Origin of the sequence: Virgibacillus ihumii (genome assembly GCF_902726655.1) — a bacterium.
Classification (GTDB): Bacteria; Bacillota; Bacilli; order Bacillales; family Amphibacillaceae; genus Lentibacillus; species Lentibacillus ihumii.
The window spans coordinates 1,250,605-1,276,460 of record NZ_CACVAN010000001.1 but is presented as its reverse complement, the minus strand read 5'-3'; the positions used below and the strand labels follow the sequence as shown (position 1 = coordinate 1,276,460).

Genomic DNA, 25,856 nt, shown 5'->3' with positions numbered 1-25,856 from the left:
TACACTAATATTTAGCCAAATTGGATAAAAAATGAAATTTTGCTGCATAGTATTGCTAGAGGTGAGCATATGTGGATTGTTGCCATAATTTTATTGGTTTGTATTATTGTGTTGTTTTCAAAGATAGTTATTACCTGTCAGGCCGTTTTTCAAAAGGATTGTCAAAAAATTACTGTTGCTGTGCATTTTTATCGCATAAGGATCATCAGCAGAACGGTAAATCTTTCTGATCAGGATACAATTGATATGTCAGTTGAACAAAGTGTTGAGTTGTTTCAAACTACCAGCAGAAATTTGATACATATAGTTAAGGCATACCGTGACGCAGCAACGATCTTATTAAAGCGATTTACGTTTCAGCGGTTTTACTGGAAAACAGAATTTGGTACGGGAAAAGCAGATGGTACCGGCCTGGCAACAGGTGGAATATGGGCGAGTAAAGGATTTCTGACTGGATATTTCGCTAACAAAAGCACATTTAAAAGTGAACCTTCCATTTCAGTAATTCCTTATTTTAACAGGAAGTGTTTTCGCTCCGAATTGGAGTGCATTGTTTCGATAAGAGTAGGGCAAGCTATGTACGCACTTCTTAAAGTGATACGGAAAATTCCGTTTAAAAAAGAAGCGGTAATATAAAGGAGGAGCAACATGAGTGAGCATCCGATTCAAGGATTAATGACCACTGCAATGGAAAATTTGAAAGATATGATTGAAGTTAATACGATAATTGGGGATCCGGTTGAATCTCCTGATGGCAGTATCATCGTTCCTGTTTCAAAAGTTGGTTTTGGGTTTGCTGCCGGTGGAAGTGAATTTTCTAGTGGTGGCGGTAAGGGTGATGATTCAGGTGGTGATAGTCTTCCGTTTGGTGGAGGAAGCGGCGGTGGGGTTTCCATTACACCGGTAGCTTTTTTGATTGTCAGTCAAAAAGGGATCAAAATGATTCATATGGATGAAAATGTGCATTTGTATGAAAAAATGATTAATTTCGCACCACAGGCGGTGGAAAAGATTCAGCAGATTATAAAGGAGTCCGCTCAGTCAAATAAGAATAAAAAAGGTGGCCAGCAACAGAAAAAACAGGATAAGGAGAACAATAAGGAGAACAATCAGGATAGCGAAAAGAAAAACAATCAAGGCAGCGGAGAAAATTCACAGCAAACTGATTATGATATATAGTTCACAAAATCGTCCTATTTTTACAACGGTTATGAATAGACAATTGCTATGAGTAAACGCATAATAAAAGTGTAGACAAAATTTAGTAGGAGGAATGATTCATATGGCAAATGTTACATTCCAACAAGAACCTGTCACACTTTTAGGTAATGAAATTTCTGCAGGGGATAAGGCACCGGATTTTAAGGTTCTGTCAAACGACCTTCAAGAAGTTTCGTTGGATGATTATAAAGATAAAGTTAAACTGATCGCAGCAGTACCGTCCGTTGATACAGGTGTCTGTTCTGATGAAACCAAACGTTTTAATGAAGAAGCGGATAAACTGGATAATACGCATGTACTGACCATCAGCATGGATTTGCCGTTTGCACAGGGACGCTGGTGTGCTGCAAATGGGGTGAAGAATCTGGACACCCTATCCGACCATCGGGATGCTGATTTCGGTGAAAAATACGGAGTTCTGATTAAAGAGTTACGATTGTTGGCACGGGCAGTCTTTGTGGTGGACTCATCCAACACCGTTAAATATGCTGAATATGTCAGTGAAGTAACGGAATTACCTGATTTCGAGAAAGCTATCCAGGCAGCTAAAGATGCTGAATAATCCAATACATTGAATTCAATCTCTCCTGCATTTTCCACGGCAGGAGAGATTTTTGTACATTGGGCCGGGTGTTTTGATACACTCTAGGTAGTCGAAAGCAGAGGATGTGCAATATGGAAAAAACGAACGTTGAAAATTTATTTGAATGGATTGATCAAACGACGGAATTAATACAGCAGTATGAAAATGTTCCTTACTTGGATTGTTTGGCAGGTACATTAAACACGCTTTTTTATCGGGATGTTCCGGAAGACACGGGTGATGAACTTTCACAGAAATTAACTGACAAATTACAGGCAGTTGAATTAGAATCATACTTGAACACAGAAGTACGCAAAGCGGTCCAGCTGGCTATTTTGAAAGGAATGAAAGGTTCTACCCAGCAACAGCATTTAATGACGCCGGAAACGGTAGCATTGTTTACCGGTTACTTAGCGGAAAAGCTGACAAAAAGTCAGGAAAATTTGCGTGTGTTCGACCCTGCCGGCGGTACCGGGAATTTACTGACGATTGTGTTGGAGCATCTTAACAATGTCAGCAGTGTGTATGCTAGTGAAGTTGATCCGACGTTAATTGAACTGGCAGTGTTAAATGCTAATCTGCAAAAGAAAGAGGTGGAGTTTTTTCACCAGGACAGTTTGCGGCCATTCTTATTGGACCCGGTTGATTTAATTGTTGCCGATATTCCGGTAGGTTATTATCCGGATGATATGCGTGCGAATAACTATGAATTGGAAGCAGACCAGGGACACTCATATTCTCATCATTTATTTATCGAGCAAAGTATGAATTACACCAAAGAGGGCGGTTATTTAATTTTTGTCATTCCTGACTTCCTGTTTGACAGTGATCAGTCAGATAAGCTCTATGCGTTTATTCATGAATATGCACATATTGTTGGTGTCATCAAGTTACCGGAAAGTGCATTTAAGTCAGAAAAAAATACAAAAAGCATTCTGATCCTGCAAAAGAATGGTGAAGGGATAACAGCGCCTAAACAACCGCTGCTGGCAAACCTGCCTTCATTTAATAATACAGATGCGATGAATGATATCCTGGCACAAATTAATGCGTGGTTTTCTGAGAATATGACAAATCAGGACTAAGAGGGAGTTGAGCAGCATTGGATAATGTATTGGCAATCAATGCCGGGAGTTCCTCATTAAAATATCAATTGATTCAAATGCCGGATGAAAAGGTACTTGCGAAGGGCATATTTGAACGGATTGGACTTGCGAATTCCATATTTTCGATCACAATTGACGGGAAAAAAGACAGCGTAGAAATGGATATACCAAACCATGAGGTGGCTGTAAAATGGCTTTTGGAAAGGTTGGAAACGTCAGGGGTAATCCAGTCCTTGGATGACGTCAGTGCGATAGGACATCGGATTGTTCATGGCGGGGAGCGTTTTACTGATTCGGTTATCATTACCGATGATGTTATCCGCGAAATTGAGGAAGTTTCCAAGCTGGCACCGCTTCATAACCCGGCCAATTTGACTGGTGTAATGGCTTTCAGAGAATTATTGCCGAATGTGCCAATGGTGGCAGTATTTGATACAGCCTTTCATCAGACCATGCCCGAAAAATCATACCTATACAGTTTGCCTTATGAATACTATAAAAAATACGGTATCCGAAAATACGGGTTCCACGGTACTTCCCATAAATATGTATCACAGCGTGCATCTGAAATGATGGGGATTCCGGTTGATCAATTACGGCTGATTACGTGTCATTTGGGTAATGGGGCCAGTATAGCCGCCATCGATAAAGGCAAATCGATTGATACTTCAATGGGATTCACCCCGCTTGCAGGAGTCACCATGGGGACTCGTTCGGGTAATATCGATCCTGCTCTGATACCCTATATCATGGAAGAGACTGGACAATCCGCTGATGAGGTCATGCATGTGCTCAATAAAAAAAGTGGAATGCTGGCATTGTCCGGATTTTCCAGTGACTTGCGTGACATCGAACAACAGACGGGAACGAATGAGCGGGCTGAACTGGCTTTGGAAGTATTTGCTGCTCGTATTCATAAATATCTTGGGTCCTATGCAGCCCGCATGTCCGGTGTTGACGCAATTATTTTCACTGCAGGGGTCGGTGAAAACAGTGATGTTGTCCGGGAAAAAGTGCTGACCGGACTGGAGTTTATGGGTGTATACTGGAACCCTGAATTAAACAAAACCCGAGGTGAAGAGACATTTATCAATTATCCGCATTCACCTGTGAAAGTTCTGGTAATTCCAACGAATGAAGAAATAATGATTGCAAGGGATACAGTTCAACTGACAAGTACAGGGGGGCATTAGGATGTCGGTTTATGATCACAAACGGAACGAATTGGTTGTAAGATTCATGATTGTAACCATCAGTGATACGCGTACTGAAAAAACAGACAAAAGCGGAAATCTCATTGCAGAACTTTTGGAAGGCGCGGGTCATCACGTTGAACTTAAAAAAATCACTCATGATGAGGCATCATCAATAAATGAAATGGTTAGAGCTGGATGCAGCAAACCTGAAATTGATGTCGTCATTACAAACGGCGGTACAGGAATCGCCGGCCGCGATGTGACGATTGAAACGGTCAGCCCGCTATTTGACAAAGAAATAACCGGCTTTGGCGAATTATTTCGCATGCTCAGTTACTATGAGGATATAGGTTCGGCTGCACTGTTATCAAGGGCAGCCGCCGGGGTAATTAATCATACAGCAGTTTTTGCCATCCCTGGATCATCCGGTGCAGTACGGCTCGCTATGAATAAACTGATTTTGCCTGAAATTTCACATGTTGTAAAAGAAATAGCAAAAGATATAATCTGACGCCTGTTTTCAGCAAACAGGCGTCATTATCTTACAACAAGTACGTCACAACTGGCATACCGTGTTATGCTTTCGGAAACACTTCCAATCAGGAATCGTTCAACAGCCCCCATACCCGTTGCCCCGCAAATAATTAAATCGGCACCAAAGTTCACGGCAATATCTTTGGCAATTTTTACTTTTGGCGAACCATACTCCACACAGCGTACAATATTTGTAACATTTGCTTCATGCGCGTTTTCCACATAACTATCGAGCAACTCTTTAGCGTACTTATCCGCTCGTTCAGCTAATGTCCTGTCATATGCTTCAGCAGTTGCAAAAGTCCGTGAATCGACCACATGTGCAAGAATCAGGCGTGCATCATTACGTTTTACAATGTCCAGAGATTTTTTAAAGGCATTTTCGGAAGCTTGTGATCCGTCTACTGCAACAACAATATCCTTATATTCAAAATCCATTACTTTCGCCTCCTTTATAATAAACAATACCCCTTTTATGAACAGTTTAATCGAATTTATAAGATATGGAAACAGCTACCTTCAGTATTATGCTGAATGAATGCACATACTATAACTGGAGGTGATGATTTTGGCTCGAAAAGACAAACTGTTTGAAGATAAAAAAGGTATTGCAGCTGTACAAAACCAGTTGCTGGAGAGTTACCAGAGTGGTGTTATTGAAGATAAAGAGAATCTTTCGAATAACAGAAACATTCACACCTTCAATAATCAAAAAAAATAACTATTTGAAGTCCATCCCTTATTTAAAGGGGTGGATTCTTTTCATCGAATGTCAGTCAGGCTCTTTGACTGTTGTTCTTAGTATATTATGATATAATTTCAATCATGACAGGTATTTAGGAAGAGGGGGTATTGCCATGGGGCATGCACTAGTAACTGCTGGAACTTCAGGTCTCGGAAGGAAGGTAATCGAGGAGTTTCTGAAAGCAGGTCATTCTGTTACCACTACATACTTTCAAAATTATGAAAAGGCTAAAACAGCAAGAGAAAACCTGGCAGAATTCAGCCATCATTTGCATATTGAACAAGCTGATATCACAAAAAAAGATGACATAAAAAAACTGGTGGACGGTGCGGTTTCAAAATTCGGTGGAATCGATTATTTAATTAATAACGCCGGACCATTTGTTTTTGATCGGAAAAAATTGATGGATTATACAGAAAATGAGTGGCATGAAATGATCGAAGGTAATTTGAACGCCGTGTTTTATTTACTGCGACAGACAGTTCCCCATATGCGGAAGCAGAGTTTTGGAAGAATAATTAATTATGGTTTTCAGGGTGCCAATAATGCCTCAGGATGGCCATATCGCTCAGCATTTGCAGCTGCCAAGAGCGGACTCGTTTCACTTACGAAGACAGTCGCTTTTGAAGAAGCGGAAAATCAGATTACATCCAATATGGTGTGCCCGGGAAACATTGTAGGAGATATGAAAGAAGCAGGCATTGAGGAAAGCAGAAAAACATTTGATGATAAGACGCCGATAGGCAGGTCCGGAACCGGCGAAGATATAGCCCGCACTATCATGTATCTATGTGAGGACAACTCAGACATGATTACCGGTGCTGTTTTTGAGGTCACCGGAGGACTGGACGTAATCCATCGTTATCGCTAAATAAAAGGGGCTGGGACAAAACAAATACGTGTATAAGAAAAGACGAACGATACTCTACTTTAGCGGAGGAAATATGCGTAGACTCCTGCGGGAGGACAGGCCTAGATGAGACCCCGCAGTGCGTAAGCACGAGGAGGGCTCAACAGCCGCCCGCGGAAAGCGAAGTATATTTCCGGAGCGGTTGAATTCACCATTTAATTCGAATTTTCTTTAAAACACTTTTGTCCCAGCCTCTTTTTTAATAACGTCAGAAAGTATCAGTAAGGTTTTTCTAATCGATGATTTGCAGTTCTTTTGGAAATTTTGTCAGTGTTTCTGCGCCGTACTCGGTCATGAAAACCATATCTTCAATCCGTACACCGCCTGTTCCCGGTACATATATTCCAGGCTCGATAGTATAGCTCATTCCGGTTTTAAGCGGAAGTTCGTTTTTGCTGTGCATTGATGGGTATTCGTGTGTTTCGATGCCAAGGCCGTGTCCAATCCGATGGGTAAAAAAGTCACCATAGCCTGCCTGCACGATATGATTGCGTGCGGCCAAGTCAACTTTTCCTACAGGTGTACCATATACTGAGGTGTCAATCGCTTTCTTCTCAGCAGACAGTACCGTGTTATATATATTTTCCTGTTCCGGAGTAATGGATTTATATGCAACGGTTCTCGTTGTATCTGAACAATACCCTCCAAAAACAACACCAAGGTCAAACAGTACAAGATCCCCTTTTTCAATGGTCTTCATGGAAGGTGTTCCATGCGGTGATGCGGTTTTGGTACCTGACAGCGCCATCGTGGAGAAAGACATTCCTTGAACTCCCTGTTTTTTAAGTTCATATTCAATTTTTGCAATAATACCAAGTTCGGTTGCACCTTCATGGATCGCTTTGACCCCCGTTTCCACACCGAAATCAGCGAGGGAAGCGGCCTCTTTCAGCAATTTGTATTCCTGTTCGTTTTTCAACACTCGCATATTGGCAAGAATTTCCTGAGCGTCCGAAAATGCTGCTTTCGGAAAGATTTCTTTGATCTGGTTGAATCGTTCAATCGACAAGCTGTTAAACTCCAGTCCAATTGTCGCAGGAATACTGTCATTACGTGTTAAATAATCCAGCAAAAGCTGCCAAGGAGCTTCATGATCCTGATAGGCGATGATTTCATATTCCCACCCGGCATTTTTGGCGTCCTCTTTTTCCATGGAAGGAACCATGAGTACAGGGTCCTGGTGTTTGCTTACATATGTTACAATCACACGCTCATGCGGGTCCGTATAATAGTTGCTTAAGTAATAAAAATTTGCAGCCGATGTAACGAGCATACTTTCCAAATCGTTTTTCTTCATTTCGTTTAATAATGTATCCAGTCTGTCTGACATAAAAGCACCTCTTTTTTCAAGAATGATTTCATTATAACAGACTGGGAACAGGTTATAACAGTCAGCAGTGGTCACGCCGAAAGAACTTATCGGGCGAAATTCAGTTATAATTCAGCACTTCCAATAAGACTTCCGAACAAAGTAATTTGATGAAACTTTTTCCTCATTAATTCGTATTTCTGTTATGAAGATGAGGTGGGAATACGGAAACTGAATGGTTAAATTAAAAGGAGGAGCAGGATGTTTAAACTTTTTAAACGGCTGTCAACTGTAGTTGGTTCTGAATTGAATGCTATGTTGGATAAAGCAGAGGACCCTGTGAAAATGCTTGAACAATATATGCGTGAAATGGGAGAAGAAATCCGCGAAATGGAAACGGCTGTAGCAAGGCAGATGGCAAATGAAAAAATGCTGAAGCGAAAAGCTGATGACGCGCAGGCCATGGCTGACAAACGGCAGCGTCAGGCGGAACAGGCAGTTGAAACAGGTGACGATGAATTGGCACGTCGTGCACTGGAAGGCAAGGGCGAATATGATAAACAGGCATCCACGTTAAATGAATCATGGAACCGGGCAAAAGAAGATTCGGAACAGCTGAAAAGTAAACTGGATGAAATGAAGAAAGAATATCAGGAAATGAAACTTAAAAAAGACACGCTGACAGCACGTGCCGAATCAGCGAAAGCACGAACAAAAATGAACCATGCGATGTCTTCTATCGGGAATGATGACTCTAAACGGGGATTCGAGCGGATGGAAGAAAAAGTGATGCAGTATGAGGCAGAGGCGGAAACGAGTGAAGATATTTCATCTGACAGCAGAAGCCTGGATGACGAATTTAACAAGATCGATAAAAATAAGGCGGTTGACGGGGAATTATCAACGCTGAAGAAGAAGCTGGGTAAGGAATAGTCCGGCAATTGGAACAGATGCCATTGGAACGGGTGTCTGTTTTAATTTAGCTGAATGATGAATAAAATAAATCGTAAACGGGTAGAGGAAAAAGTGAGTTTTTTATAGAATAGATTAATGAAGCTATAATTATTACAGAAGGAGCGGTTAAAATGAAAGTATCTTTCCATGGACAATCTGTCGTACGAGTTGAAACGAATGAACATACTATTTTAATCGACCCGTTTATTTCGGGGAATGAGCAGTGTGATTTGAATGCGGATTCGGTTAAGGCTGATGTTATTCTGCTGACTCATGGTCACAACGATCATGTTGGTGACACATTTGATATTGCCAAACGAAATGACGCATTGGTTGTGGCGCCAAATGAACTTGCAGAATACTTTGGCGGAAAAGGACTGAATACACACCCAATGCACATCGGTGGTGCACATGAGTTTGATTTTGGGAAAGTGAAATTAACCCAGGCATTTCATGGTTCTTCCTATACCGAAGAAGATGGCAACGTTATTTATGCCGGAATGCCTTCAGGGATATTGCTGACGGTTGAAGGAAAAACAATTTATCATGCGGGTGACACTGCGCTGTTCAGTGATTTGAAGCTGATAGGGGAAATGAACAATATTGAGCTCGCTTTTCTGCCAATCGGTGATAATTTTACGATGGGGCCGGAAGATGCACTTGTTGCAGCAGACTGGGTTCAGGCAAACACAGTTGTACCGATGCATTACAACACGTTCCCTTTAATTGAACAGAATCCAGATGTTTTTGCCGCAAAAGTTAAGACTGGAAAAGGGCTTGCCATGAAGATAGGGGACACAATTGATCTTTAAAAGAATGTCTAGATTCAAAAACCGGATTATACAGTAATGAATTCTGTATCGATACAAACATTAAGGTGGCTATCAAAATGTACGTTCATTTGGTAGTCATTTTTTATTACTGCTAGTTTTCCCGCGTTAATCATGAATTTCAAAACCAAAGTTATCCAAAACAAGAATGCAGTGCTATAATAAGGGTTGTTAGGATTGAAAAAATGAAGGAGCTTTGGCTATGGAATTTGAATTTATGCTGCTTTTCTTTTTGCTCGGAATTATATTCGGCTCTTTTTTTAATGTGGCTGGACTTCGGGTGCCAAAAAAGAGACCTTTTGTTGCCGATCGCTCTTATTGTCCAACATGCCGTCAAACGATTTGGTGGTACGATCTTATTCCGGTATTATCTTATGTTTTTCTGCGTGGGAAATGCCGTCATTGTCAACAACGGATTTCAGTTATTTATCCGGCGGTTGAATTGGCGACAGGATTTTTCTTTGTATTCAGTTACAAAAAAATCGGTCTGAATATCGAACTGATTGTTGCGTTGACACTGGTGTCGATGCTGATGATTATTTTTGTTTCAGATCTTCATTATATGTTGATTCCAAACCGTATTCTGCTTTTTTTCCTGCCAATTTTTATTGTATTGAGGATTTTTCAACCGCTTAATCCATGGTGGGATGCCGTTGCAGGCGGGCTGACTGCTTTAGTGCTGCTTGCCGTCATTATTATTGTCAGCAGAGGTGGAATGGGTGGCGGTGATATGAAATTGTTCGGTCTTTTGGGTATTGTGCTTGGAACTGAAAAAGTACTGCTTGCCTTTTTTTTGGCGACGCTTATAGGGGCGCTTTTCGGCGGGATATTGCTGCTGTTTAAAATTGTTGGACGGAAACAGGAAGTACCGTTTGGACCATATATAATCGTTGGGGCATTGCTTGCGTATTTTTATGGAAATGAAATCATTGTATGGTACTTCACTTTTGTTTAATATGCCGGTCAAAAGTCCGTTAAAAAATAACAAACCAAACTTCCATGTTCCGCCACAAGCGTTTCGTTTTTTCCACCTTTTCGAACATACACTTGAAGTGGACAAAATAAGTATTTCCGGTCTGAATTTAAATTTGTCCTCATACTTTAATAAGAGGCTGTTTTACATCAAAGTTATACAGAGCAAGATCTATTGTAACAGTCAATCAAAACAGAAATGGGGGCACTATTTGTGCGGAATTATGCAATACTGCGGTTATTGCTGGCAGGTTTTCTGTTATATTTTGCATGGCCATTGATACCAGGGGCGGAAACACAGCTGGAGGCTATTTTTTGGGGGTCATGGCTCGTATTTCTGCTTCTGACAATTGGTTCGAATTTTGCTACACTATTGCAGATGACCAGTCCACCGGCTATGGAACAGCGGAAAATGAAACAGCGACAAAACGCTTAAACATTGAGTTTTTTCTGTATCAACTGTATAATAAATAAACAAATAAAAGACTAGTACAGTTGAAAGTCGGTGAGCGGAAATGGCCACAAAACATGAACAGATTTTGCAGCATATTTTAACATTGGAGATTGGACATAAAATATCTGTCCGGCAGATTGCAAAAGCGTTAAATGTAAGTGAAGGTACAGCCTATCGTGCCATAAAAGAAGCGGAAAACCAGGGGATTGTCAGTACGATCGAACGTGTTGGAACAATCCGGATTGAGCGTAAGAAAAAGGAAAATTTTGAGCGTCTGACATTTGCTGAAGTAATCAATATTGTAGATGGACAAGTGCTAGGCGGGCGCAAAGGACTTCATAAGACCCTGAATAAATTTGTAATTGGTGCCATGCAGCTGGATGCGATGATGCGTTATACCGAGGCAGGCTCACTCCTGATTGTCGGAAACCGGGTGAAAGCACATCAACTGGCGCTCAGCGAAGGGGCGGCTGTTTTGATCACCGGTGGGTTTGATGCAACGGATGAAATTAAAAAACTTGCTGATGATAAAGAACTGCCGATAATGTCAACCAGTTATGATACATTTACAGTTGCAGCAATGATCAACCGGGCGATCTATGACCAGCTGATCAAAAAGGAAATCGTATTTGTGGGAGATATCTATACCCCGTATGATAAATCATTCTATATGTATACGAAGGAACGGCTGCACCGCTGGTATGAATTGAATGAGCAATCGGAACATACCAGATTTCCCGTTGTTGATGAAAAAGAACGGATCATAGGGATGATTACCTCAAAAGACGTAATCGGAAAGGATGAATCATTACCGGTTGACAAGGTTATGACTAAAAATCCGATCGTTGTGCAGGAAAAAACCTCCCTGGCATATGTTGCCCATATGATGGTATGGGAAGGTATTGAGGTTGTGCCGGTTGTGGATGCTTCACAAAAACTGCAGGGTATTGTCTCAAGGCAGGATGTTTTGAAGGCGCTGCAACAGGTTCAGCGTCAGCCGCAAGTTGGGGAAACGATCGAGGATATTGTGTCACGTAATCTGCAGACTGCCGGGAATGATGAAACAAGCTTTCAGGTACAGGTGACCCCGCAAATGACAAATCAGTTGGGGACGCTGTCTAACGGTGTGTTTACGGCGCTCATGACCGAGGCCAGCAGCAGACTTTTGCTCTATTATAAGAAGGGTGATCTGGTGGTCGAAAGTTTAACCGTTTACTTCCTGAAGCCGGTGCCGATTGAGAGTATAATGCTAATTAAACCGACGCTAATGGAAGCGGGCCGGATTTATGCCAAAATTGATATAGAGGTATATAACGGACGGAAAATGGTTGGGAAAGGGTTGTTGATGGCACAACTGATTGACCGTTAGAATGGCTTTGCTTATCGTTAAAAGAAATTGTTATGAAAAAGCTGACCGGTTATTGGTCAGCTTCTGTTGGATTCAATCGTTTCCATTCTTTTCGGTAATGCTTCGTTTCCTTCAACCCGGCATTCAGCTGTACAACACCGAAAACCAAAAATACCAATCCAATCCATAATGCAATTTGGGTTTGGTAGAACAGGTATTCATTAATGGCAAAAAAGATAAGAAAGCTTCCAAGACTTACCCGTGACTTCGCATTAAAGTACCGTTGTTTTAATCCGTCCTGCGTCTTTATGATAGCAACCTTATAGTATACCCAGAAAACGGCGGACAGGGTAATCAGGATAGGAAAAATAATCATATAATCTACTCCTGTATAATAATCAATATGTATCTCACAGCAACAGTCAGAAACGTTTTGCTCAACTGACAATCAAAGAACAACTTTCACTGTTGGATGTTTCACTTTATATTGTAGCTTGTTTACAGCTGTTTTGCCAGACGATTATTCCATAAATTTGTGAAAAAGTTAGGAGCATACCAATGATACCAGATAAAATAATTTCCGCAATCAAAAAATATGACACGATTATCATTCATCGTCATGTACGACCGGATCCTGACGCGTATGGATCCCAGGTTGGGTTGAAAGAGATCATAAGCGATTCATTCCCTCACAAGAAAGTCTTTGCAGTGGGCGAGGAAGAACCATCATTAAATTTTTTGGCAAAGATGGATGATATTGAGGACGAAATGTATCACCATGCACTGGTTATCGTTTGTGATACTGCAAATGCCGCCCGTATCTGTGATCAGCGTTATAATCTAGGAGCAGATCTCATCAAAATCGACCATCATCCGAATGTGGATAAATACGGCGAAATAATGTGGGTTGATACGTCAGCAAGCTCAACTTGTGAATTGATTTATGATTTGTATTTATATGCAAAAGATGATGGCTTTCAGTTGAATGACAGGGCTGCAATGCTTATTTATGCTGGTATCGTTGGTGATACTGGAAGATTTTTATTTCCAAGTACATCCAAAAAAACATTCCAGCATGCAGCAGAGCTTGTTACATATGATTTTGATCGATCAAGGCTTTATGAGGGAATATACAACATTCAGGACAATATTGCCAGACTGCGCGGGTACATATTGCAGCATTTTGAGCTGTCAGAATCCGGGATGAGTTCAATCAGGCTAACTCGCGAAGAACTCGAGGAGTTTAACGTGGATCCGGCTGATTCAGGTCAGCTTATTGGCGTCCTGGGGGATATCGAGGGTATTCAGGCTTGGGTGTTTTTTATTGAGGAAGATGATCAGATTCGTGTCAGGCTCCGGTCAAAAGGTCCGGTGGTTAATGATATTGCTGCGAAGTATAATGGTGGAGGACATCCAATGGCCGCTGGTGCATCGGTAAAAACCTGGGAAGAAGCGGACAATGTGGTTGATGATCTGCAGGAAGCATGTATTGCTTATTCAAATTAATTTCTTGTGAACAAAAGTGCTAATTTCCATGAGCGGAAATTAGCACGTTGTTTAACTGCTCTTTTTTTCATCCATCGGAATAAACCAGCAGCCTGAAGTTGTATTGTCCAAGTGTACATTTATGTTATTTCGTTCAATTGAGCGTGTTATCAGCCGAATCATTTCCTGAGTCTCAGCATATGCTGTTTTTCCACTAAGTAATTGTGCAATCTTTTCATCGCGTATCCGTCTTTTATTGATGATTTGCATTTAACCAGCTCCTTTCAATTAAATTTATTCTATGAAAGTTTCTGCTGAAATGTTATTCTGTATAATTATATTATAGATAAATTTTTTCATTTTTACCACAATATCAGGGTGATGTTCATCGAATGTTCACAGTCAAATTCAAAAACAATTATGCTGAGTCACCGATTTTGGCTTCAGCGGTGATTTTTAATGTTTTACTAATGGTTAATTTTTTTATCGTAAAGACATACGTTAATTCATCCACCGTATATTCTTTATTTTCCAATGATGAAATCAGCAGCTGGGCACTTTCGTCAATGACCGAGACCTTTTGCCCGATAATATGATCAATTTCCTCTTTCATCAAGTTCTGTAAATCATGTATAATTAATTTATCTAGCTTCAGCTCGTCCTTGTTTTCAATAGTTATTTCAATGGAAGTAACTGTTAAGGGTTCCTTTGTTTTTTTATCCAGGTCCTGTTTATCCTCCAGCAATGCTTCATTTTGATTTTTCAGTTCTGAAACTTTGTCTTGTAAATCCTTATTTTCGCTCATCAACTGTTCATACATAAATCCATGCATGTACACAAAGATAAAATAGGCAATACACGCACCAATAAACGCACCCGCAAAAAAACGCTGCCATGACGGTTTTTTATAGTATGGAGGAATGTGCATTACCCGATATCCTCCTGAATGAGCCAGCCCAACAGTACCATGGCTGTTTTAACACCGCCCATTGCTGATAAAATAAGCATAATCTGTTTAAATAAATCAAGTGTGGACCCATCATAAATACCCCGTTCAAAATTTGCGATGGCATCAAAGGTCCCCCCGATTGCTGCAACGATGGCCCAAATACGCAGGCTTTTTGCAATCCGGTTCATCGAGGTGAATGGCGCATCCCCCGTAGCGAAAGAACCCATACTTCCAATGATAGCACCGCCAATAATCACGCCAAATGCAATAAAAAAACAATGGATAAACTGTGCGACAAATCTTTCTTCCATTTATACCGCCCCTTATTGTTGCTGATATCATTCTATGAGAAATTTGGACAGGATATGTTATGATGCACGATACAACCTTGGCAGTTTAGAAAGTTTAACTAACGTTCTGATCACATAAGTGCAACTTTCGTTATTAAAACCTTGGTGATAAGCCAAGATTTCTAATCTGGATTAAAATGAATGCAGTGTTTCATCTGATTAGCTATAATAATAAGCAGAGAAGAGGTTGGATAGCTTATGTCTTTTACACATCTGCAGATTCGGACTGGCTACAGTTTAATGAACAGCACCATAACCGTAAACAAGCTGGTTGATAAAATAGCCGAACTGGAAATGGATGCAGTGGCAATTACTGACGAACAGGTTTTATACGGAACCATCCAATTTTATCAAGCTTGTCTGGCAAAAGGGATTAAACCTATTATCGGTATGACGGTAACGGTGCGAATTTCCGAAGATAATGCAGCGACATGTATTTTGCTTGCAAAAAATAATCAGGGTTACAAACATCTGACAAAAATCAGTACACACATCCGGCTCACCGAGACGGAGTCCATTTCTAAATCGGAACTTGCACGGTATACCGGGGGGTTGATCTGTATCCTGCCCGTAATGGGTGGGAAACTGGAGACAATGATGATCAATGAAACACATGACACAGTAAAGAACTACCTGGAAAAGGAGTGGGAAATGTTTCCTGAGGATGATTTTTATCTCGGACTTCAGGATCATGGGCTTGAATCGGAACGAAGGGTGAATACCGCACTAAAATCATATCAGGAATTATATGGCTCATCTGTGACAGTCATTAATGACGTACGATATATCAACGTGGATGATGATATTGCCTATGACTGTCTGCAGGCGATGAAGAAAGGCAGGGGGTGGGTGCTTCGTAATCCGGATTCGAGCATGAAGCAACGGCATATTCGTGCGACTGACGAAATGCAGCAAATCTTTGGTGCCGATTGGCCAGAAGCGCTGGAAAGTACGGAGGAAATCAAGAAGAAATGTAATGTCAGTTTTGATTTTGACAAAAACACAATCCCCGCTTATCCTGTCCCTGATAATCGTGATGCACATACATATTTGCTTGATATGTGCCGGACGAATCTATTCAAAAGGTATGATAAGGTAACAGTCGAAATTGAGGAACGCCTCAAATATGAATTAGATATCGTTCAGTCAATGGGATTCAGCGATTATTTCCTGATTGTTTGGGATTTCATTGCTTATGCAAAGGAAAACAACATTCTGGTCGGCCCCGGCCGTGGGTCTGCGGCCGGTTCACTGGTAGCGTATGTGCTTGGAATAACGGAAGTGGACCCGATTCGGTATGATTTATTGTTCGAACGGTTTTTGAACCCTGAACGAATAACAATGCCGGATATTGATGTGGATTTTTCCGATCACAGAAGAGATGAGGTTATCTCGTATGTGCGGGAGAAATACGGAGAAGAATATGTGGCACAAATTATCACGTTCGGTACGTTTGCTGTCAGATCATTAATTCGGGAGTTAATCAAAACAATTGGAATTGATCAGCAGGAAGCATACTTTATTTTGAAAGAGATTCCTTCACAGGCAAGAAAATCGGTTGTGGAACTTGTCAGGGACTCGAAAGATTTGCAGGAATACCTGAAACAATCTCAAAAATTGAAGGCATTGTTTAAAGTGGCTGCCAAACTGGAAGGATTACCGCGCCATATTTCCACACATGCAGCCGGGGTTGTTATAAGTGACAAACCACTGGTTGAGAATGTTCCGTTGACTCTAGGAGTCAATCAAACGAACTTGACTCAGTTTCCGATGAACGACCTGGAAGCAATCGGATTACTTAAAATGGACTTTCTTGGGTTGCGTAATCTAACACTGTTGGAACGAATAATGAAAACAATTTCGTATCAAACAAAACAAACATTTAATCTTATGGATATACCGAATGATGACGCGAAGACGTATGAATTGCTGCAGGAAGGCAGAACGAACGGGATATTCCAGCTTGAGTCACAGGGGATGAAACGTGTTCTGAAAAACCTTAAACCCACTGTTTTTGAAGATATAGTTGCGGTAAATGCCCTATATCGTCCCGGTCCAATGGAACATATTCCGGAATACATCGACCGGAAGCATGGTCGTCAACACATTACATATCCGCATCCTGATCTGGAGTCTATTTTAGGAAAAACGTATGGAGTGCTTGTTTATCAGGAACAAATTATGCAGATTGCTAATAAAATCGCGGGATTCACCCTGGGAGAAGCGGATATATTACGAAGAGCTGTCAGCAAGAAACAGCAGCATCTGATGGAAGAACTGAAGGAGAGGTTTACTGCAGGCTGTCTGGAAAATGGTTATCATCGTCATGTTGCGGAAGAAATTTTTCAATGGATTGTAAAGTTTTCGAATTACGGATTTAACAAAAGCCATGCAGTTGCCTACAGTAAAATTTCCTACCAGTTGGCATACTTAAAGGCACACTATCCTAAAAGTTTTTTTGCAGAACTGTTGAGCTCGGCAGTCAATCAGCAGGATAAGCTGCAATTGTACAGGATGGAATTGAAAGAAATGGATATTCAATTGCTCCCTCCATCCATCAACAGAAGTTTTGGAAAATATTCGGTGGAACATGATGGGATTCGAATGGGATTTATGTCCATCAAAGGGATTGGAAATAATGTCGTGAAGGAAATCATCAGAGTTCGAAAAGATGGCCAGTTTAACAGTTTGTTTGATTTAGGTATGCGAGTTTCATTGAAAGTCATCAATCGTCCTGTACTGGAATCGTTAATCATGGCAGGTGCGTTTGATGACATCCATGGAAACCGGGCAAGTTTATTGGCTTCGATTGACCGTGCTATGGAACAGGGGGAACTGTTCAAGGAATTTACTGATCAGTCCAGTCTTTTTCAGGACGGGCTTGATCTGGAAGCATCATATATCGATATGGAAGATTTTACACAAATGAAAAAACTGTCTGATGAGAAGGAGTTGCTTGGAGTTTATATATCCAGTCATCCTTTGAAACCCTACCGTAGTACATTAGACTTTCATGGTTATGTATCTATGGAAACAGCTCTGCAAATGGCGGGTAAACGAAATGTGAAAAGTGCGGGAATTATTCAGTCTATCAAAGTTATCCGGACAAAACGAGGGGAATCGATGGCGTTTGTTACCGTTGGGGATGAAACAGAAGAAATGGAGGGTGTTATTTTTCCTGATGTCTACCGGGAAGTTAATCCCTGGCTGGCTGAAGAACAAATAGTTACATTTTTGGGGAAGATTGAAGCCAGAAATAATAAGATTCAATGGCTGATGTCCAAATTGGAATTTTTTAAAAAGGAAGATTGGGATATAGATCAAAATCAGCGGTTATTCATTAAGGTCACCGATCAAAATAACAGCGATGCATTTTCAGCTATTAAACAAATCGCTTCTGAACACAAGGGGGATACTCCGATTATCGTGTATCATCAGCCAATGGAACAGACATATAAGCTTAGCATGCAATATTTAATCGCGCCTTCTGATTCATGTATGGAATTATTCCGGAATCATTTTGGTGCTGATAATGTTGTACTCAAATGTGTTCGTGATTAAACACATATTTCTTTTCCGCTTTACACAAATATACCATCTGTTATAATAAAATAGTTAAGTGGTCAGACCACTGAAAAATGATTTATATTTTTTGTATGATAGGATTTTACACTTGAAGGATTTATGGAATGTCAAGATAACCATTTAAGAAAACAGCGGCATCCGCGACAGTTAAAGGTAAATGCCGGGTTTTTCGAGCATTTTTTATAACATGAAGGAGTGAAATTCGTGTCAGATTTAAGAAACGAAGCATTACATATGCATAAAATGAATAAAGGTAAATTGTCTACAGAGCCCAAGGTGACTGTCCGCAATGCAAAAGATTTAAGTTTGGCATATTCTCCTGGTGTGGCCGAACCATGTAAAGAAATACACGATCATACTGAAGCTGTGTATGATTATACAATGAAGGGCAATATGGTCGGGGTTGTCAGTGATGGTTCCGCAGTTCTTGGCCTGGGAAATATTGGCGCTGAAGCATCGCTGCCTGTTATGGAAGGTAAAGCAGTCCTTTTCAAAAGTTTTGCGGGTGTGGATGCATTTCCGATTTGCCTTTCGTCCAATGATATTGAAGATATTGTACGTACAGTCAAATTAATGGAGCCTACATTTGGCGGAATCAATCTGGAAGACATTGCTGCACCGAATTGTTTTATTATTGAGGAGCGTTTAAAAAAAGAAACCAACATCCCAATATTTCATGATGATCAACATGGTACAGCAATTGTAACTGTGGCAGGTTTGATTAATGCACTGAAATTAACCGGGAAGTCTTTTTCTGATATAAAAGTTGTTGCAAATGGTGCAGGTGCTGCCGGAATTGCGATTATGAAATTGTTGTACAGTTTTGGTGTACGTGAGATGATTATGTGCGATTCCAAAGGCGCGATATATGAAAACAGACCATACGGCATGAATGACGTGAAAGAACAAGTTGCCAAGATGACCAATAAGGACCATAAAGAGGGTAACCTTGAAGAAGTACTGGAAGATGCGGATGTATTTATCGGTGTATCAGTAGGTGGGCTCCTGACACAGGACATGGTGAAAAAGATGAAAGATGATCCGATTATTTTTGCAATGGCCAATCCAGATCCGGAAATAATGCCTGAGGATGCAAAGGCAGCTGGTGCAAAGGTAATTGGGACAGGCAGGTCTGATTTTCCGAATCAGGTGAATAACGTACTTGCTTTTCCGGGGATATTCCGTGGTGCATTAGACGTGCGGGCAACACGCATTAATGAGAAAATGAAAGTTGCTGCCGCCGAGGGGATTGCATCGTTAATCCCGGAAAATGAACTAAGTACAGACTATGTCATTCCGGCGCCATTTGATCCAAGGGTAGCGCCATTAGTGGCTTCCAGTGTGGCAAAAGCTGCGATGGAATCAGGTGTTGCAAGAATTCATGTTGATCCGGAAGAAGTTGCCGAAAAAACAAGGGTATTGACACGAATTGATGAATAATAAAATTTGATTTTAAAGGAGTGAATCATGGCTGTGTCCATGTCCCCAAAGCAAAAGGTATATCAGGGTGTACTGCAGGAAATTCGCAGGTTCATCGACACTAACAATCTGGGACCCGGTGACAAACTTCCTTCTGAACGTGATTTATCTGAAAAGCTTCATGCAGGCAGATCTTCTGTGCGTGAAGCTTTACGTGCTATGGAACTCTTGGGACTGTTAGAGACCAGGCATGGTGAAGGCACCTTTTTGAGTGCGTACACTCCTTACCAGACTGTCGAATTGTTATCCTCTTTTATATTACAGGGCAGCACCATTAAAAAAGACCTGGCTTCCACGAAAAGACTGCTGGAAAAAGAAATTGCCAAGCTTGCCGATCATTATCTGGACAGGAAGAACTTGGATGTTCTCCGGTCCTATCTTGAAAACACCAGTCAAACGGCTGCCGACAAACATAAAACTTTTTTTCAATACTTAAGCGAACAAACCGGCAATGAGCTGCTTGGCAAAATATGGTATTTAGTGGATGACTTTTCAGGTTCGGTTAATGCGGTTTATTATGAAGAAGGGTTTTATATAAATTTGCTGGATTTGTACGAAAGCAATGATATTGATTCGATTGAAGAATTATTCAATGCAAAAATAATGGATAGTGACGACGTAAACTGACACCTTTTTCAGGTTTCATCCGTTATAGTGGATGAAGAACAGATTAGAACTGAAGAATCGTATCGGTTATGTCTGGTTTTGTTAGAAAAAGGAGGTATTCCCTTGCTTAAGGATTTTTTCAGCAAGAAAAAGAAATATGCATCCATGCCAAGTGAACAGGACAAGCTTGAAGTTCCGGAAGGGCTAATGAAAAAATGCAGTGGATGCAATAAAATTTATTATCGAAAAGAAATGATTAAAAATGATAATGTATGTCCCAATTGTGGGTATCACCATCCCTTGACAGCATGGGAACGTATAAATGGACTATTTGATGAAGGAACGTTTGAGGAGTGGGACAGGCAGTTAACAACTACAAACCCGCTTAACTTTCCAGGATATGAAGAGAAAATTGCAAAAGACCGTGATAAGACCGGTTTAAATGAGGGTGTGGTAACAGGTAAGGGATTGATGAACGGTAACCCTGTTGCTTGTGCTGTAATGGATGCAAGTTTTCGGATGGGCAGTATGGGGTCTGTGATTGGAGAAAAAATCGCACGTGCGATTGAACAAGCCAAAAATGAATCACTCCCATTCATTATTTTTACCGCATCAGGCGGTGCGAGAATGCAGGAAGGTGTTCTGAGTCTGATGCAAATGACGAAAACCTCCGTAGCAATCAGCCGATTTTCAAAAGCAGGCGGGCTGATGGTTTCGGTAATGACCCATCCTACTACAGGTGGTGTTTCTGCAAGTTTTGCATCATTGGGTGATTATAATTTTGCTGAACCTGGTGCATTAATAGGTTTTGCCGGCCGCAGAATTATTGAGCAGACCATTCGTGAGAAATTGCCTGAGGATTTCCAGACGGCAGAATTTCTGATGAAACATGGACAACTGGATAAAGTGGTTCACCGGCATGAGCTTAAGTCCCTATTGACTTCGCTGCTTGCAATGCATCAGAAAGGCGGGGATGAATAATGAAACAGGTCATGGAATTTGAAAAACCGATTATGAATTTAAAAGAAAAGATTGCTGAATTGAAAAATTTCACGAAAGACAGTGAAATAGATTTATCTGATGAAATTAATACCCTTGAAAAACGCTTGGAAGTCCTGGAAAACGATATTTATGGTAATTTGCAGCCCTGGAATCGTGTACAAATGGCCAGACACCAGGAGCGGCCGACAACATTGGATTATATTCAGGAATTATTTACAGACTTTATCGAATTTTATGGTGATCGGCTGTTTGGGGATGACGCAGCAATCGTTTCCGGAATTGCTTATTATCAAAATAATCCAGTAACGGTAATCGGACATCAACGCGGGAAGGATACAAAAGAAAATATCCATCGGAACTTTGGCATGCCGCATCCGGAAGGGTACCGGAAAGCGCTGCGCCACATGCATCAGGCTGAAAAGTTCAAAAGGCCGATCGTTTGTTTTATTGATACAAAAGGGGCATATCCGGGCAAAGCTGCTGAAGAGCGCGGTCAAAGTGAAGCAATTGCGCGCAATCTGATGGAAATGGCCGGCCTGACGGTGCCTGTTGTCTGTATTGTTATCGGTGAAGGTGGAAGTGGCGGAGCACTAGGTTTGGGTGTGGGAGACCATATTCATATGCTGGAAAACTCCACCTACTCTGTTATTTCACCTGAAGGAGCAGCAGCTCTTCTGTGGAAAGATTCGGGTCAGGCAAAGCGTGCAGCGGAAACAATGAAAATCACTTCATATGATTTGAAGGAACTCGGTGTGATTGATCAGGTCATTCCGGAACCAAAAGGCGGTGCACATCGGGATATTCGTGAGCAGGCTGCAAATATTGATGCCGTATTGGAACATTCATTAACCAAATTAACACAAATGGATGAAACTGAATTACTTGAAAAGCGTTGGGAAAAATATAAGAAAATCGGTGAATATACAGAGATTTAACTGGGTGAGGTTGGCAACTGTCAGCCTCATGATTGTTTTTTAATTGAATTTTATTCGGCTTAGGATTATCTTTGAAAGAGAAACTTTGTAAACATGAGGTGGAATGATGAAAAAAATAGGAGTATTAACAAGCGGTGGCGATGCTCCGGGAATGAATGCGGCTATACGTGCCGTTGTCCGTAAAGCGATCTATCACGGCATGGAAGTTTATGCGGTGAAAAATGGATTTCAAGGACTTATTGATGGGAATATTGAAAAGATGGATATTGGGTCGGTTGGTGACATCATCCAGCGCGGTGGAACCATATTGCGTTCTGCTCGGTGTGAGGAATTTAAAACCGATGCCGGACAAAATAAAGGTATTGAGCAGTTGAAAAAATATCAGATTGAAGGGCTTATTGTAATCGGAGGTGACGGCAGTTTCCGCGGCGCACAGAAACTCACTGAAAAAGGTTATCCTTGTATAGGTGTTCCCGGAACCATTGATAATGATATTGCCGGTACCGATTTTACCATCGGCTTTGACACTGCATTGAATACAATTATTGAAGCAATTGATAAAATCCGAGATACGGCAACATCGCATGAACGGACATACGTAATTGAAGTAATGGGCAGAGATGCCGGTGACCTTGCATTATGGTCCGGACTTGCTGATGGCGCTGAAAGCATTCTTGTTCCTGAGAAGGCGGATGATTTTCAAGAGGTAATCGAACGGTTGAAACGCGGGCATGAACGCGGGAAGAAACACAGTATCATCATTCTCGCTGAAGGTGTAGGGAGCGGTCTTGCCTATGGTGAGAGGATTCAGGAGGCAACAAATCTGGAGACCCGGGTAACTGTACTGGGTCATATCCAGCGAGGTGGGTCGCCTACTGCTTCTGATCGTGTTCTGTCCAGCCGTCTTGGGGCAAAAGCGGTTGATCTTTTGCTCAATGGTGAAGCGGGAAGAATGGTTGGTATTCAGAGCAATAAGCTGATCGACCACGATATTTTGGAGGTTCTGTCAGAAGAGCATCAAATTAACAATGAAATGTATCAGCTTTCAAAAGAATTATCGATATAAACGAGGAGGAAATAACGTGCGGAAAACAAAAATAGTATGTACCATTGGACCGGCTTCTGAATCAATTGAGAGCCTGGAAAAATTGATTGAATCCGGCATGAATGTTGCCCGGCTGAATTTTTCCCATGGTGATTACGAAGAACATGGCCAGCGCATACAGAACATACGAAGAGCTGCAGCGAACACTGGAGAAACGGTTGCAATTTTACTTGATACAAAAGGGCCGGAGATACGAACCGGGTCTTTTAAGAACGGTGAGGCTGAACTTACGGAAGACAGTATTGTTTATGTGTCCATGACAGAGATTGAAGGGACAGCTGAACGTTTTTCCATAACATATGGCGGGCTTATTGATGATGTACACAAAGGATCAAAAATTCTGCTTGATGATGGATTGATTGAACTGGAAGTACTTGAAATTGACCATTCGAATCAGGAGTTGAAAACCAAAGCACTGAATTCGGGAACTATTAAAAACAAGAAAGGCGTAAATGTTCCCAATGTAAGTGTGAATTTACCGGGAATAACCGAAAAGGATGCACAGGATATCGTATTTGGCATTGAACAGGATGTTGATTTTATTGCTGCTTCCTTCGTCAGAAGATCATCTGATATTCTTGAAATTAAAGAACTTCTTGAAAAACATGATGCAACACATATACAGCTTATCCCTAAAATTGAAAACCAGGAAGGCGTCGATAATATTGAATCAATCCTGGAAGTGAGTGACGGGCTGATGGTAGCCAGGGGTGATCTAGGTGTTGAAATTCCTGCTGAAGAGGTTCCATTGGTGCAGAAGCATTTAATTACCATTTGCAATACTGCTGGGAAACCGGTGATTACTGCAACCCAAATGCTTGATTCCATGCAGCGGCATCCACGACCAACCAGAGCCGAGGCCTCTGATGTTGCCAATGCGATTTTTGATGGCACGGATGCAATTATGCTTTCAGGTGAAACTGCTGCCGGGAATTATCCGGTTGAATCAGTGGAAACAATGAGCAATATTGCCTTAAAAGCAGAAACCGGATTAGATCATATGGCAATTTTACGGAGTCGTTCAAGATCAGTTGATATGACGATAACCGATGCAATTAGTCAGTCAGTTACACATACAGCGATGAATTTAACTGTCAGTGCAATCATTACCCCGACAGAAAGTGGTCATACGGCAAGAATGATTTCCAAATACCGTCCAAAGGCACCAATTGTTGCTGTGACATTTTCAGAACGGGTTAATCGCCAAATGTCGCTTGTTTGGGGTGTTCATGCTGTTATGGGTGGACTGGCAAATACAACTGATGAAATGTTGGATACCGCCATTGACAGCGGACTGATGACAAATCTTTTTGATCGTGGAAGCAAAGTACTGATAACTGCTGGTGTTCCGGTTGGTGAGAGTGGCACAACAAATCTGATGAAAGTTCATGTAATAGGTGATGTCATGGCTAAAGGACAGGGGATTGGCCGTAAAAGTGCCTATGGTAAAGCAGTAATTGCCAAAAATGGCGAAGAAGCAATGGAAAAGTTACAAGAAGATGATATCTTGGTAACATATGGAACAGAGCGCGACATGATGCCAGCCATCGAAAAAGCCGCCGGTATTGTTACGGAAGAAGGCGGATTAACATCTCACGCCGCCGTGGTAGGTCTAAGTCTGGGAATACCAGTTGTTGTCGGAGTTAAGAATGTATTTGATCTGATAAGTGATGGCGAAGATATTACCATCGATGGTGCAAAAGGCGATATTTACAAAGGGCATGCCAGTGTCTTATAAAGTACAATAATAAAAGGAGGGGGAAAGGCCCCTTCTTTTTTCCAAATTCAAGCACTTGAAAGGTGATACGATGCGTTGGTTATTACTTGCATTTTTAATCATACCTGCAATGGAAATAGGTATTTTTATATGGGCAGGCGGTATTATTGGTCCGTGGTGGATAGTTACACTAATATTACTTACCGGAATTGTGGGCATATCGATAGCCAAAGTTCAAGGTACAGAAACATGGAAACGCGCACAGTTATCCATGAATCAAGGGATTATGCCAACAAATGAAATTATCGATGGTATCTGTATTTTTATCGGGGCTGTTTTCCTGTTCACACCTGGATTTATAACGGACACTGCCGGGTTTTTGTTAGTTCTGCCATTTACCCGCAGACCATTCAGGAACATGCTGCAAGGATTTATTAAAAGCAGACTGGATAAAGGTACGATTATCTATCGCAAATGGTAA

28 protein-coding genes are annotated in these 25,856 nt (G+C 41.3%); 22 read left to right on the top strand and 6 right to left on the bottom strand.

Translation table 11 applies throughout. The annotated features are described in order from the left end of the window. The first annotated feature begins 246 nt into the window (after positions 1–246). The 6 genes from HUX68_RS06400 to HUX68_RS06375 all read left to right on the top strand — a co-directional run bounded on the left by HUX68_RS06400 (position 247) and on the right by HUX68_RS06375 (position 4,617). The gene (locus HUX68_RS06400) at positions 247–636 is read left to right on the top strand and encodes a DUF2953 domain-containing protein (RefSeq protein ID WP_174614047.1); all 390 of its coding nucleotides are present in this window, start codon (positions 247–249) and stop codon (positions 634–636) included. A gap of 12 nt (positions 637–648) precedes the next feature. Next, the gene (ytfJ, locus tag HUX68_RS06395; RefSeq protein ID WP_174614046.1) at positions 649–1,179 is read left to right on the top strand and encodes a GerW family sporulation protein; all 531 of its coding nucleotides are present in this window, start codon (positions 649–651) and stop codon (positions 1,177–1,179) included. 103 nt (positions 1,180–1,282) lie between these two features. Next, positions 1,283–1,783: a thiol peroxidase gene (gene tpx / locus HUX68_RS06390; RefSeq protein ID WP_174614045.1), complete on the top strand. Its 501-nt coding sequence runs from the start codon at positions 1,283–1,285 to the stop codon at positions 1,781–1,783. 113 nt (positions 1,784–1,896) lie between these two features. Next, complete coding sequence (locus tag HUX68_RS06385) at positions 1,897–2,889, top strand: class I SAM-dependent methyltransferase (protein ID WP_174614044.1); 993 nt, start codon at positions 1,897–1,899, stop codon at positions 2,887–2,889. Between the two features lie 17 nt (positions 2,890–2,906). Next, positions 2,907–4,103 carry an acetate kinase gene (locus tag HUX68_RS06380; protein WP_174614043.1) on the top strand — a complete coding sequence of 399 codons (1,197 nt, stop codon included), beginning with the start codon at positions 2,907–2,909 and terminating at the stop codon, positions 4,101–4,103. 1 nt (position 4,104) lies between these two features. Next, positions 4,105–4,617, top strand: a complete 513-nt coding sequence (locus tag HUX68_RS06375) for a MogA/MoaB family molybdenum cofactor biosynthesis protein (protein ID WP_174614042.1) — start codon at positions 4,105–4,107, stop codon at positions 4,615–4,617. Positions 4,618–4,643: 26 nt separating this feature from the next. Here the strand turns inward: HUX68_RS06375 and HUX68_RS06370 are convergent, their stop codons facing one another. Continuing rightward, on the bottom strand, positions 4,644–5,078 hold the full coding sequence (locus HUX68_RS06370) for a universal stress protein (RefSeq protein WP_174614041.1): 435 nt from the start codon (positions 5,076–5,078) through the stop codon (positions 4,644–4,646). A gap of 130 nt (positions 5,079–5,208) precedes the next feature. Between HUX68_RS06370 and HUX68_RS06365 the strand changes: the two genes are divergently transcribed. Together HUX68_RS06365 and HUX68_RS06360 are read left to right on the top strand one after the other, a co-directional pair. Further along, a complete protein-coding gene (locus HUX68_RS06365; RefSeq protein WP_174612718.1) occupies positions 5,209–5,361 on the top strand; it encodes a hypothetical protein in 153 nt (50 codons plus the stop codon). A gap of 136 nt (positions 5,362–5,497) precedes the next feature. Continuing rightward, positions 5,498–6,256, top strand: a complete 759-nt coding sequence (locus HUX68_RS06360; RefSeq protein WP_174614040.1) for an SDR family oxidoreductase — start codon at positions 5,498–5,500, stop codon at positions 6,254–6,256. Between the two features lie 271 nt (positions 6,257–6,527). On the opposite strand, the gene HUX68_RS06355 is transcribed toward HUX68_RS06360, so the two are convergent. After that, on the bottom strand, positions 6,528–7,625 hold the full coding sequence (locus tag HUX68_RS06355) for a M24 family metallopeptidase (RefSeq protein ID WP_174614039.1): 1,098 nt from the start codon (positions 7,623–7,625) through the stop codon (positions 6,528–6,530). A 240-nt stretch (positions 7,626–7,865) separates the two neighbouring features. On the opposite strand from HUX68_RS06355, the gene HUX68_RS06350 reads away from it, so the two are divergent. From HUX68_RS06350 to HUX68_RS06330, 5 genes are all read left to right on the top strand, one after another. Then, positions 7,866–8,537: a PspA/IM30 family protein gene (locus HUX68_RS06350; RefSeq protein ID WP_174614038.1), complete on the top strand. Its 672-nt coding sequence runs from the start codon at positions 7,866–7,868 to the stop codon at positions 8,535–8,537. A gap of 152 nt (positions 8,538–8,689) precedes the next feature. After that, positions 8,690–9,370 carry a metal-dependent hydrolase gene (locus tag HUX68_RS06345; protein ID WP_174614037.1) on the top strand — a complete coding sequence of 227 codons (681 nt, stop codon included), beginning with the start codon at positions 8,690–8,692 and terminating at the stop codon, positions 9,368–9,370. 220 nt (positions 9,371–9,590) lie between these two features. Further along, positions 9,591–10,343, top strand: a complete 753-nt coding sequence (locus HUX68_RS06340) for a prepilin peptidase (protein ID WP_174614036.1) — start codon at positions 9,591–9,593, stop codon at positions 10,341–10,343. A 231-nt stretch (positions 10,344–10,574) separates the two neighbouring features. Next, positions 10,575–10,796: a hypothetical protein gene (locus tag HUX68_RS06335; protein WP_174614035.1), complete on the top strand. Its 222-nt coding sequence runs from the start codon at positions 10,575–10,577 to the stop codon at positions 10,794–10,796. A 79-nt stretch (positions 10,797–10,875) separates the two neighbouring features. Beyond that, a complete protein-coding gene (locus tag HUX68_RS06330) occupies positions 10,876–12,183 on the top strand; it encodes a DRTGG domain-containing protein (protein WP_174614034.1) in 1,308 nt (435 codons plus the stop codon). A gap of 49 nt (positions 12,184–12,232) precedes the next feature. On the opposite strand, the gene HUX68_RS06325 is transcribed toward HUX68_RS06330, so the two are convergent. Continuing rightward, the gene (locus HUX68_RS06325; RefSeq protein WP_174614033.1) at positions 12,233–12,538 is read right to left on the bottom strand and encodes a YtpI family protein; all 306 of its coding nucleotides are present in this window, start codon (positions 12,536–12,538) and stop codon (positions 12,233–12,235) included. 182 nt (positions 12,539–12,720) lie between these two features. On the opposite strand from HUX68_RS06325, the gene HUX68_RS06320 reads away from it, so the two are divergent. After that, the gene (locus HUX68_RS06320; protein WP_174614032.1) at positions 12,721–13,668 is read left to right on the top strand and encodes a DHH family phosphoesterase; all 948 of its coding nucleotides are present in this window, start codon (positions 12,721–12,723) and stop codon (positions 13,666–13,668) included. A 51-nt stretch (positions 13,669–13,719) separates the two neighbouring features. Here HUX68_RS06320 and HUX68_RS06315 read toward each other — a convergent pair whose 3' ends face one another. The 3 genes from HUX68_RS06315 to ytrH all read right to left on the bottom strand — a co-directional run bounded on the left by HUX68_RS06315 (position 13,720) and on the right by ytrH (position 14,907). Beyond that, positions 13,720–13,917 carry a YtzJ family protein gene (locus HUX68_RS06315; protein WP_174614031.1) on the bottom strand — a complete coding sequence of 66 codons (198 nt, stop codon included), beginning with the start codon at positions 13,915–13,917 and terminating at the stop codon, positions 13,720–13,722. Between the two features lie 148 nt (positions 13,918–14,065). Further along, positions 14,066–14,575: a sporulation membrane protein YtrI gene (gene ytrI, locus HUX68_RS06310; protein ID WP_174614030.1), complete on the bottom strand. Its 510-nt coding sequence runs from the start codon at positions 14,573–14,575 to the stop codon at positions 14,066–14,068. Beyond that, positions 14,575–14,907, bottom strand: a complete 333-nt coding sequence (gene ytrH, locus HUX68_RS06305) for a sporulation membrane protein YtrH (protein ID WP_174614029.1) — start codon at positions 14,905–14,907, stop codon at positions 14,575–14,577. Before ytrH ends, ytrI begins: the two co-directional genes overlap by 1 nt. Positions 14,908–15,144: 237 nt before the next feature. Here ytrH and dnaE point away from each other — a divergent pair, with 237 nt between their 5' ends. The 8 genes from dnaE to HUX68_RS06265 all read left to right on the top strand — a co-directional run bounded on the left by dnaE (position 15,145) and on the right by HUX68_RS06265 (position 25,856). Beyond that, the gene (dnaE, locus tag HUX68_RS06300; protein WP_174614028.1) at positions 15,145–18,507 is read left to right on the top strand and encodes a DNA polymerase III subunit alpha; all 3,363 of its coding nucleotides are present in this window, start codon (positions 15,145–15,147) and stop codon (positions 18,505–18,507) included. Between the two features lie 258 nt (positions 18,508–18,765). Beyond that, positions 18,766–19,971 (top strand): NADP-dependent malic enzyme, encoded by a 1,206-nt coding sequence (gene ystJ, locus HUX68_RS06295; RefSeq protein WP_174616362.1) that lies wholly within the window; start codon positions 18,766–18,768, stop codon positions 19,969–19,971. Between the two features lie 27 nt (positions 19,972–19,998). Continuing rightward, positions 19,999–20,637: a FadR/GntR family transcriptional regulator gene (locus HUX68_RS06290; protein ID WP_343033615.1), complete on the top strand. Its 639-nt coding sequence runs from the start codon at positions 19,999–20,001 to the stop codon at positions 20,635–20,637. A 102-nt stretch (positions 20,638–20,739) separates the two neighbouring features. Further along, on the top strand, positions 20,740–21,597 hold the full coding sequence (gene accD, locus HUX68_RS06285) for an acetyl-CoA carboxylase, carboxyltransferase subunit beta (protein WP_174614027.1): 858 nt from the start codon (positions 20,740–20,742) through the stop codon (positions 21,595–21,597). After that, positions 21,597–22,553: an acetyl-CoA carboxylase carboxyl transferase subunit alpha gene (gene accA / locus HUX68_RS06280; RefSeq protein WP_174614026.1), complete on the top strand. Its 957-nt coding sequence runs from the start codon at positions 21,597–21,599 to the stop codon at positions 22,551–22,553. Before accD ends, accA begins: the two co-directional genes overlap by 1 nt. A gap of 106 nt (positions 22,554–22,659) precedes the next feature. Further along, positions 22,660–23,619 (top strand): 6-phosphofructokinase, encoded by a 960-nt coding sequence (gene pfkA, locus HUX68_RS06275; RefSeq protein WP_174614025.1) that lies wholly within the window; start codon positions 22,660–22,662, stop codon positions 23,617–23,619. Between the two features lie 16 nt (positions 23,620–23,635). Next, a complete protein-coding gene (gene pyk, locus HUX68_RS06270) occupies positions 23,636–25,396 on the top strand; it encodes a pyruvate kinase (RefSeq protein WP_174614024.1) in 1,761 nt (586 codons plus the stop codon). A 70-nt stretch (positions 25,397–25,466) separates the two neighbouring features. Then, positions 25,467–25,856 carry an FxsA family protein gene (locus HUX68_RS06265; RefSeq protein WP_174614023.1) on the top strand — a complete coding sequence of 130 codons (390 nt, stop codon included), beginning with the start codon at positions 25,467–25,469 and terminating at the stop codon, positions 25,854–25,856.

Excerpts from the sequence above, each read along its gene's own strand:
- HUX68_RS06400 (WP_174614047.1), top strand. The coding sequence starts at position 247 with ATGTCAGTTGAACAAAGTGTTGAGTTGTTTCAAACTACCAGCAGAAAT.
- ytfJ (WP_174614046.1), top strand. The coding sequence starts at position 649 with ATGAGTGAGCATCCGATTCAAGGATTAATGACCACTGCAATGGAAAAT.
- tpx (WP_174614045.1), top strand. The coding sequence starts at position 1,283 with ATGGCAAATGTTACATTCCAACAAGAACCTGTCACACTTTTAGGTAAT.
- HUX68_RS06385 (WP_174614044.1), top strand. The coding sequence starts at position 1,897 with ATGGAAAAAACGAACGTTGAAAATTTATTTGAATGGATTGATCAAACG.
- HUX68_RS06375 (WP_174614042.1), top strand. The coding sequence starts at position 4,105 with ATGTCGGTTTATGATCACAAACGGAACGAATTGGTTGTAAGATTCATG.
- HUX68_RS06370 (WP_174614041.1), bottom strand. The coding sequence starts at position 5,078 with ATGGATTTTGAATATAAGGATATTGTTGTTGCAGTAGACGGATCACAA.
- HUX68_RS06360 (WP_174614040.1), top strand. The coding sequence starts at position 5,498 with ATGGGGCATGCACTAGTAACTGCTGGAACTTCAGGTCTCGGAAGGAAG.
- HUX68_RS06355 (WP_174614039.1), bottom strand. The coding sequence starts at position 7,625 with ATGTCAGACAGACTGGATACATTATTAAACGAAATGAAGAAAAACGAT.
- HUX68_RS06350 (WP_174614038.1), top strand. The coding sequence starts at position 7,866 with ATGTTTAAACTTTTTAAACGGCTGTCAACTGTAGTTGGTTCTGAATTG.
- HUX68_RS06345 (WP_174614037.1), top strand. The coding sequence starts at position 8,690 with ATGAAAGTATCTTTCCATGGACAATCTGTCGTACGAGTTGAAACGAAT.
- HUX68_RS06340 (WP_174614036.1), top strand. The coding sequence starts at position 9,591 with ATGGAATTTGAATTTATGCTGCTTTTCTTTTTGCTCGGAATTATATTC.
- HUX68_RS06330 (WP_174614034.1), top strand. The coding sequence starts at position 10,876 with ATGGCCACAAAACATGAACAGATTTTGCAGCATATTTTAACATTGGAG.
- HUX68_RS06325 (WP_174614033.1), bottom strand. The coding sequence starts at position 12,538 with ATGATTATTTTTCCTATCCTGATTACCCTGTCCGCCGTTTTCTGGGTA.
- HUX68_RS06320 (WP_174614032.1), top strand. The coding sequence starts at position 12,721 with ATGATACCAGATAAAATAATTTCCGCAATCAAAAAATATGACACGATT.
- HUX68_RS06315 (WP_174614031.1), bottom strand. The coding sequence starts at position 13,917 with ATGCAAATCATCAATAAAAGACGGATACGCGATGAAAAGATTGCACAA.
- ytrI (WP_174614030.1), bottom strand. The coding sequence starts at position 14,575 with ATGCACATTCCTCCATACTATAAAAAACCGTCATGGCAGCGTTTTTTT.
- ytrH (WP_174614029.1), bottom strand. The coding sequence starts at position 14,907 with ATGGAAGAAAGATTTGTCGCACAGTTTATCCATTGTTTTTTTATTGCA.
- dnaE (WP_174614028.1), top strand. The coding sequence starts at position 15,145 with ATGTCTTTTACACATCTGCAGATTCGGACTGGCTACAGTTTAATGAAC.
- ystJ (WP_174616362.1), top strand. The coding sequence starts at position 18,766 with ATGCATAAAATGAATAAAGGTAAATTGTCTACAGAGCCCAAGGTGACT.
- HUX68_RS06290 (WP_343033615.1), top strand. The coding sequence starts at position 19,999 with ATGGCTGTGTCCATGTCCCCAAAGCAAAAGGTATATCAGGGTGTACTG.
- accA (WP_174614026.1), top strand. The coding sequence starts at position 21,597 with ATGAAACAGGTCATGGAATTTGAAAAACCGATTATGAATTTAAAAGAA.
- pfkA (WP_174614025.1), top strand. The coding sequence starts at position 22,660 with ATGAAAAAAATAGGAGTATTAACAAGCGGTGGCGATGCTCCGGGAATG.
- HUX68_RS06265 (WP_174614023.1), top strand. The coding sequence starts at position 25,467 with ATGCGTTGGTTATTACTTGCATTTTTAATCATACCTGCAATGGAAATA.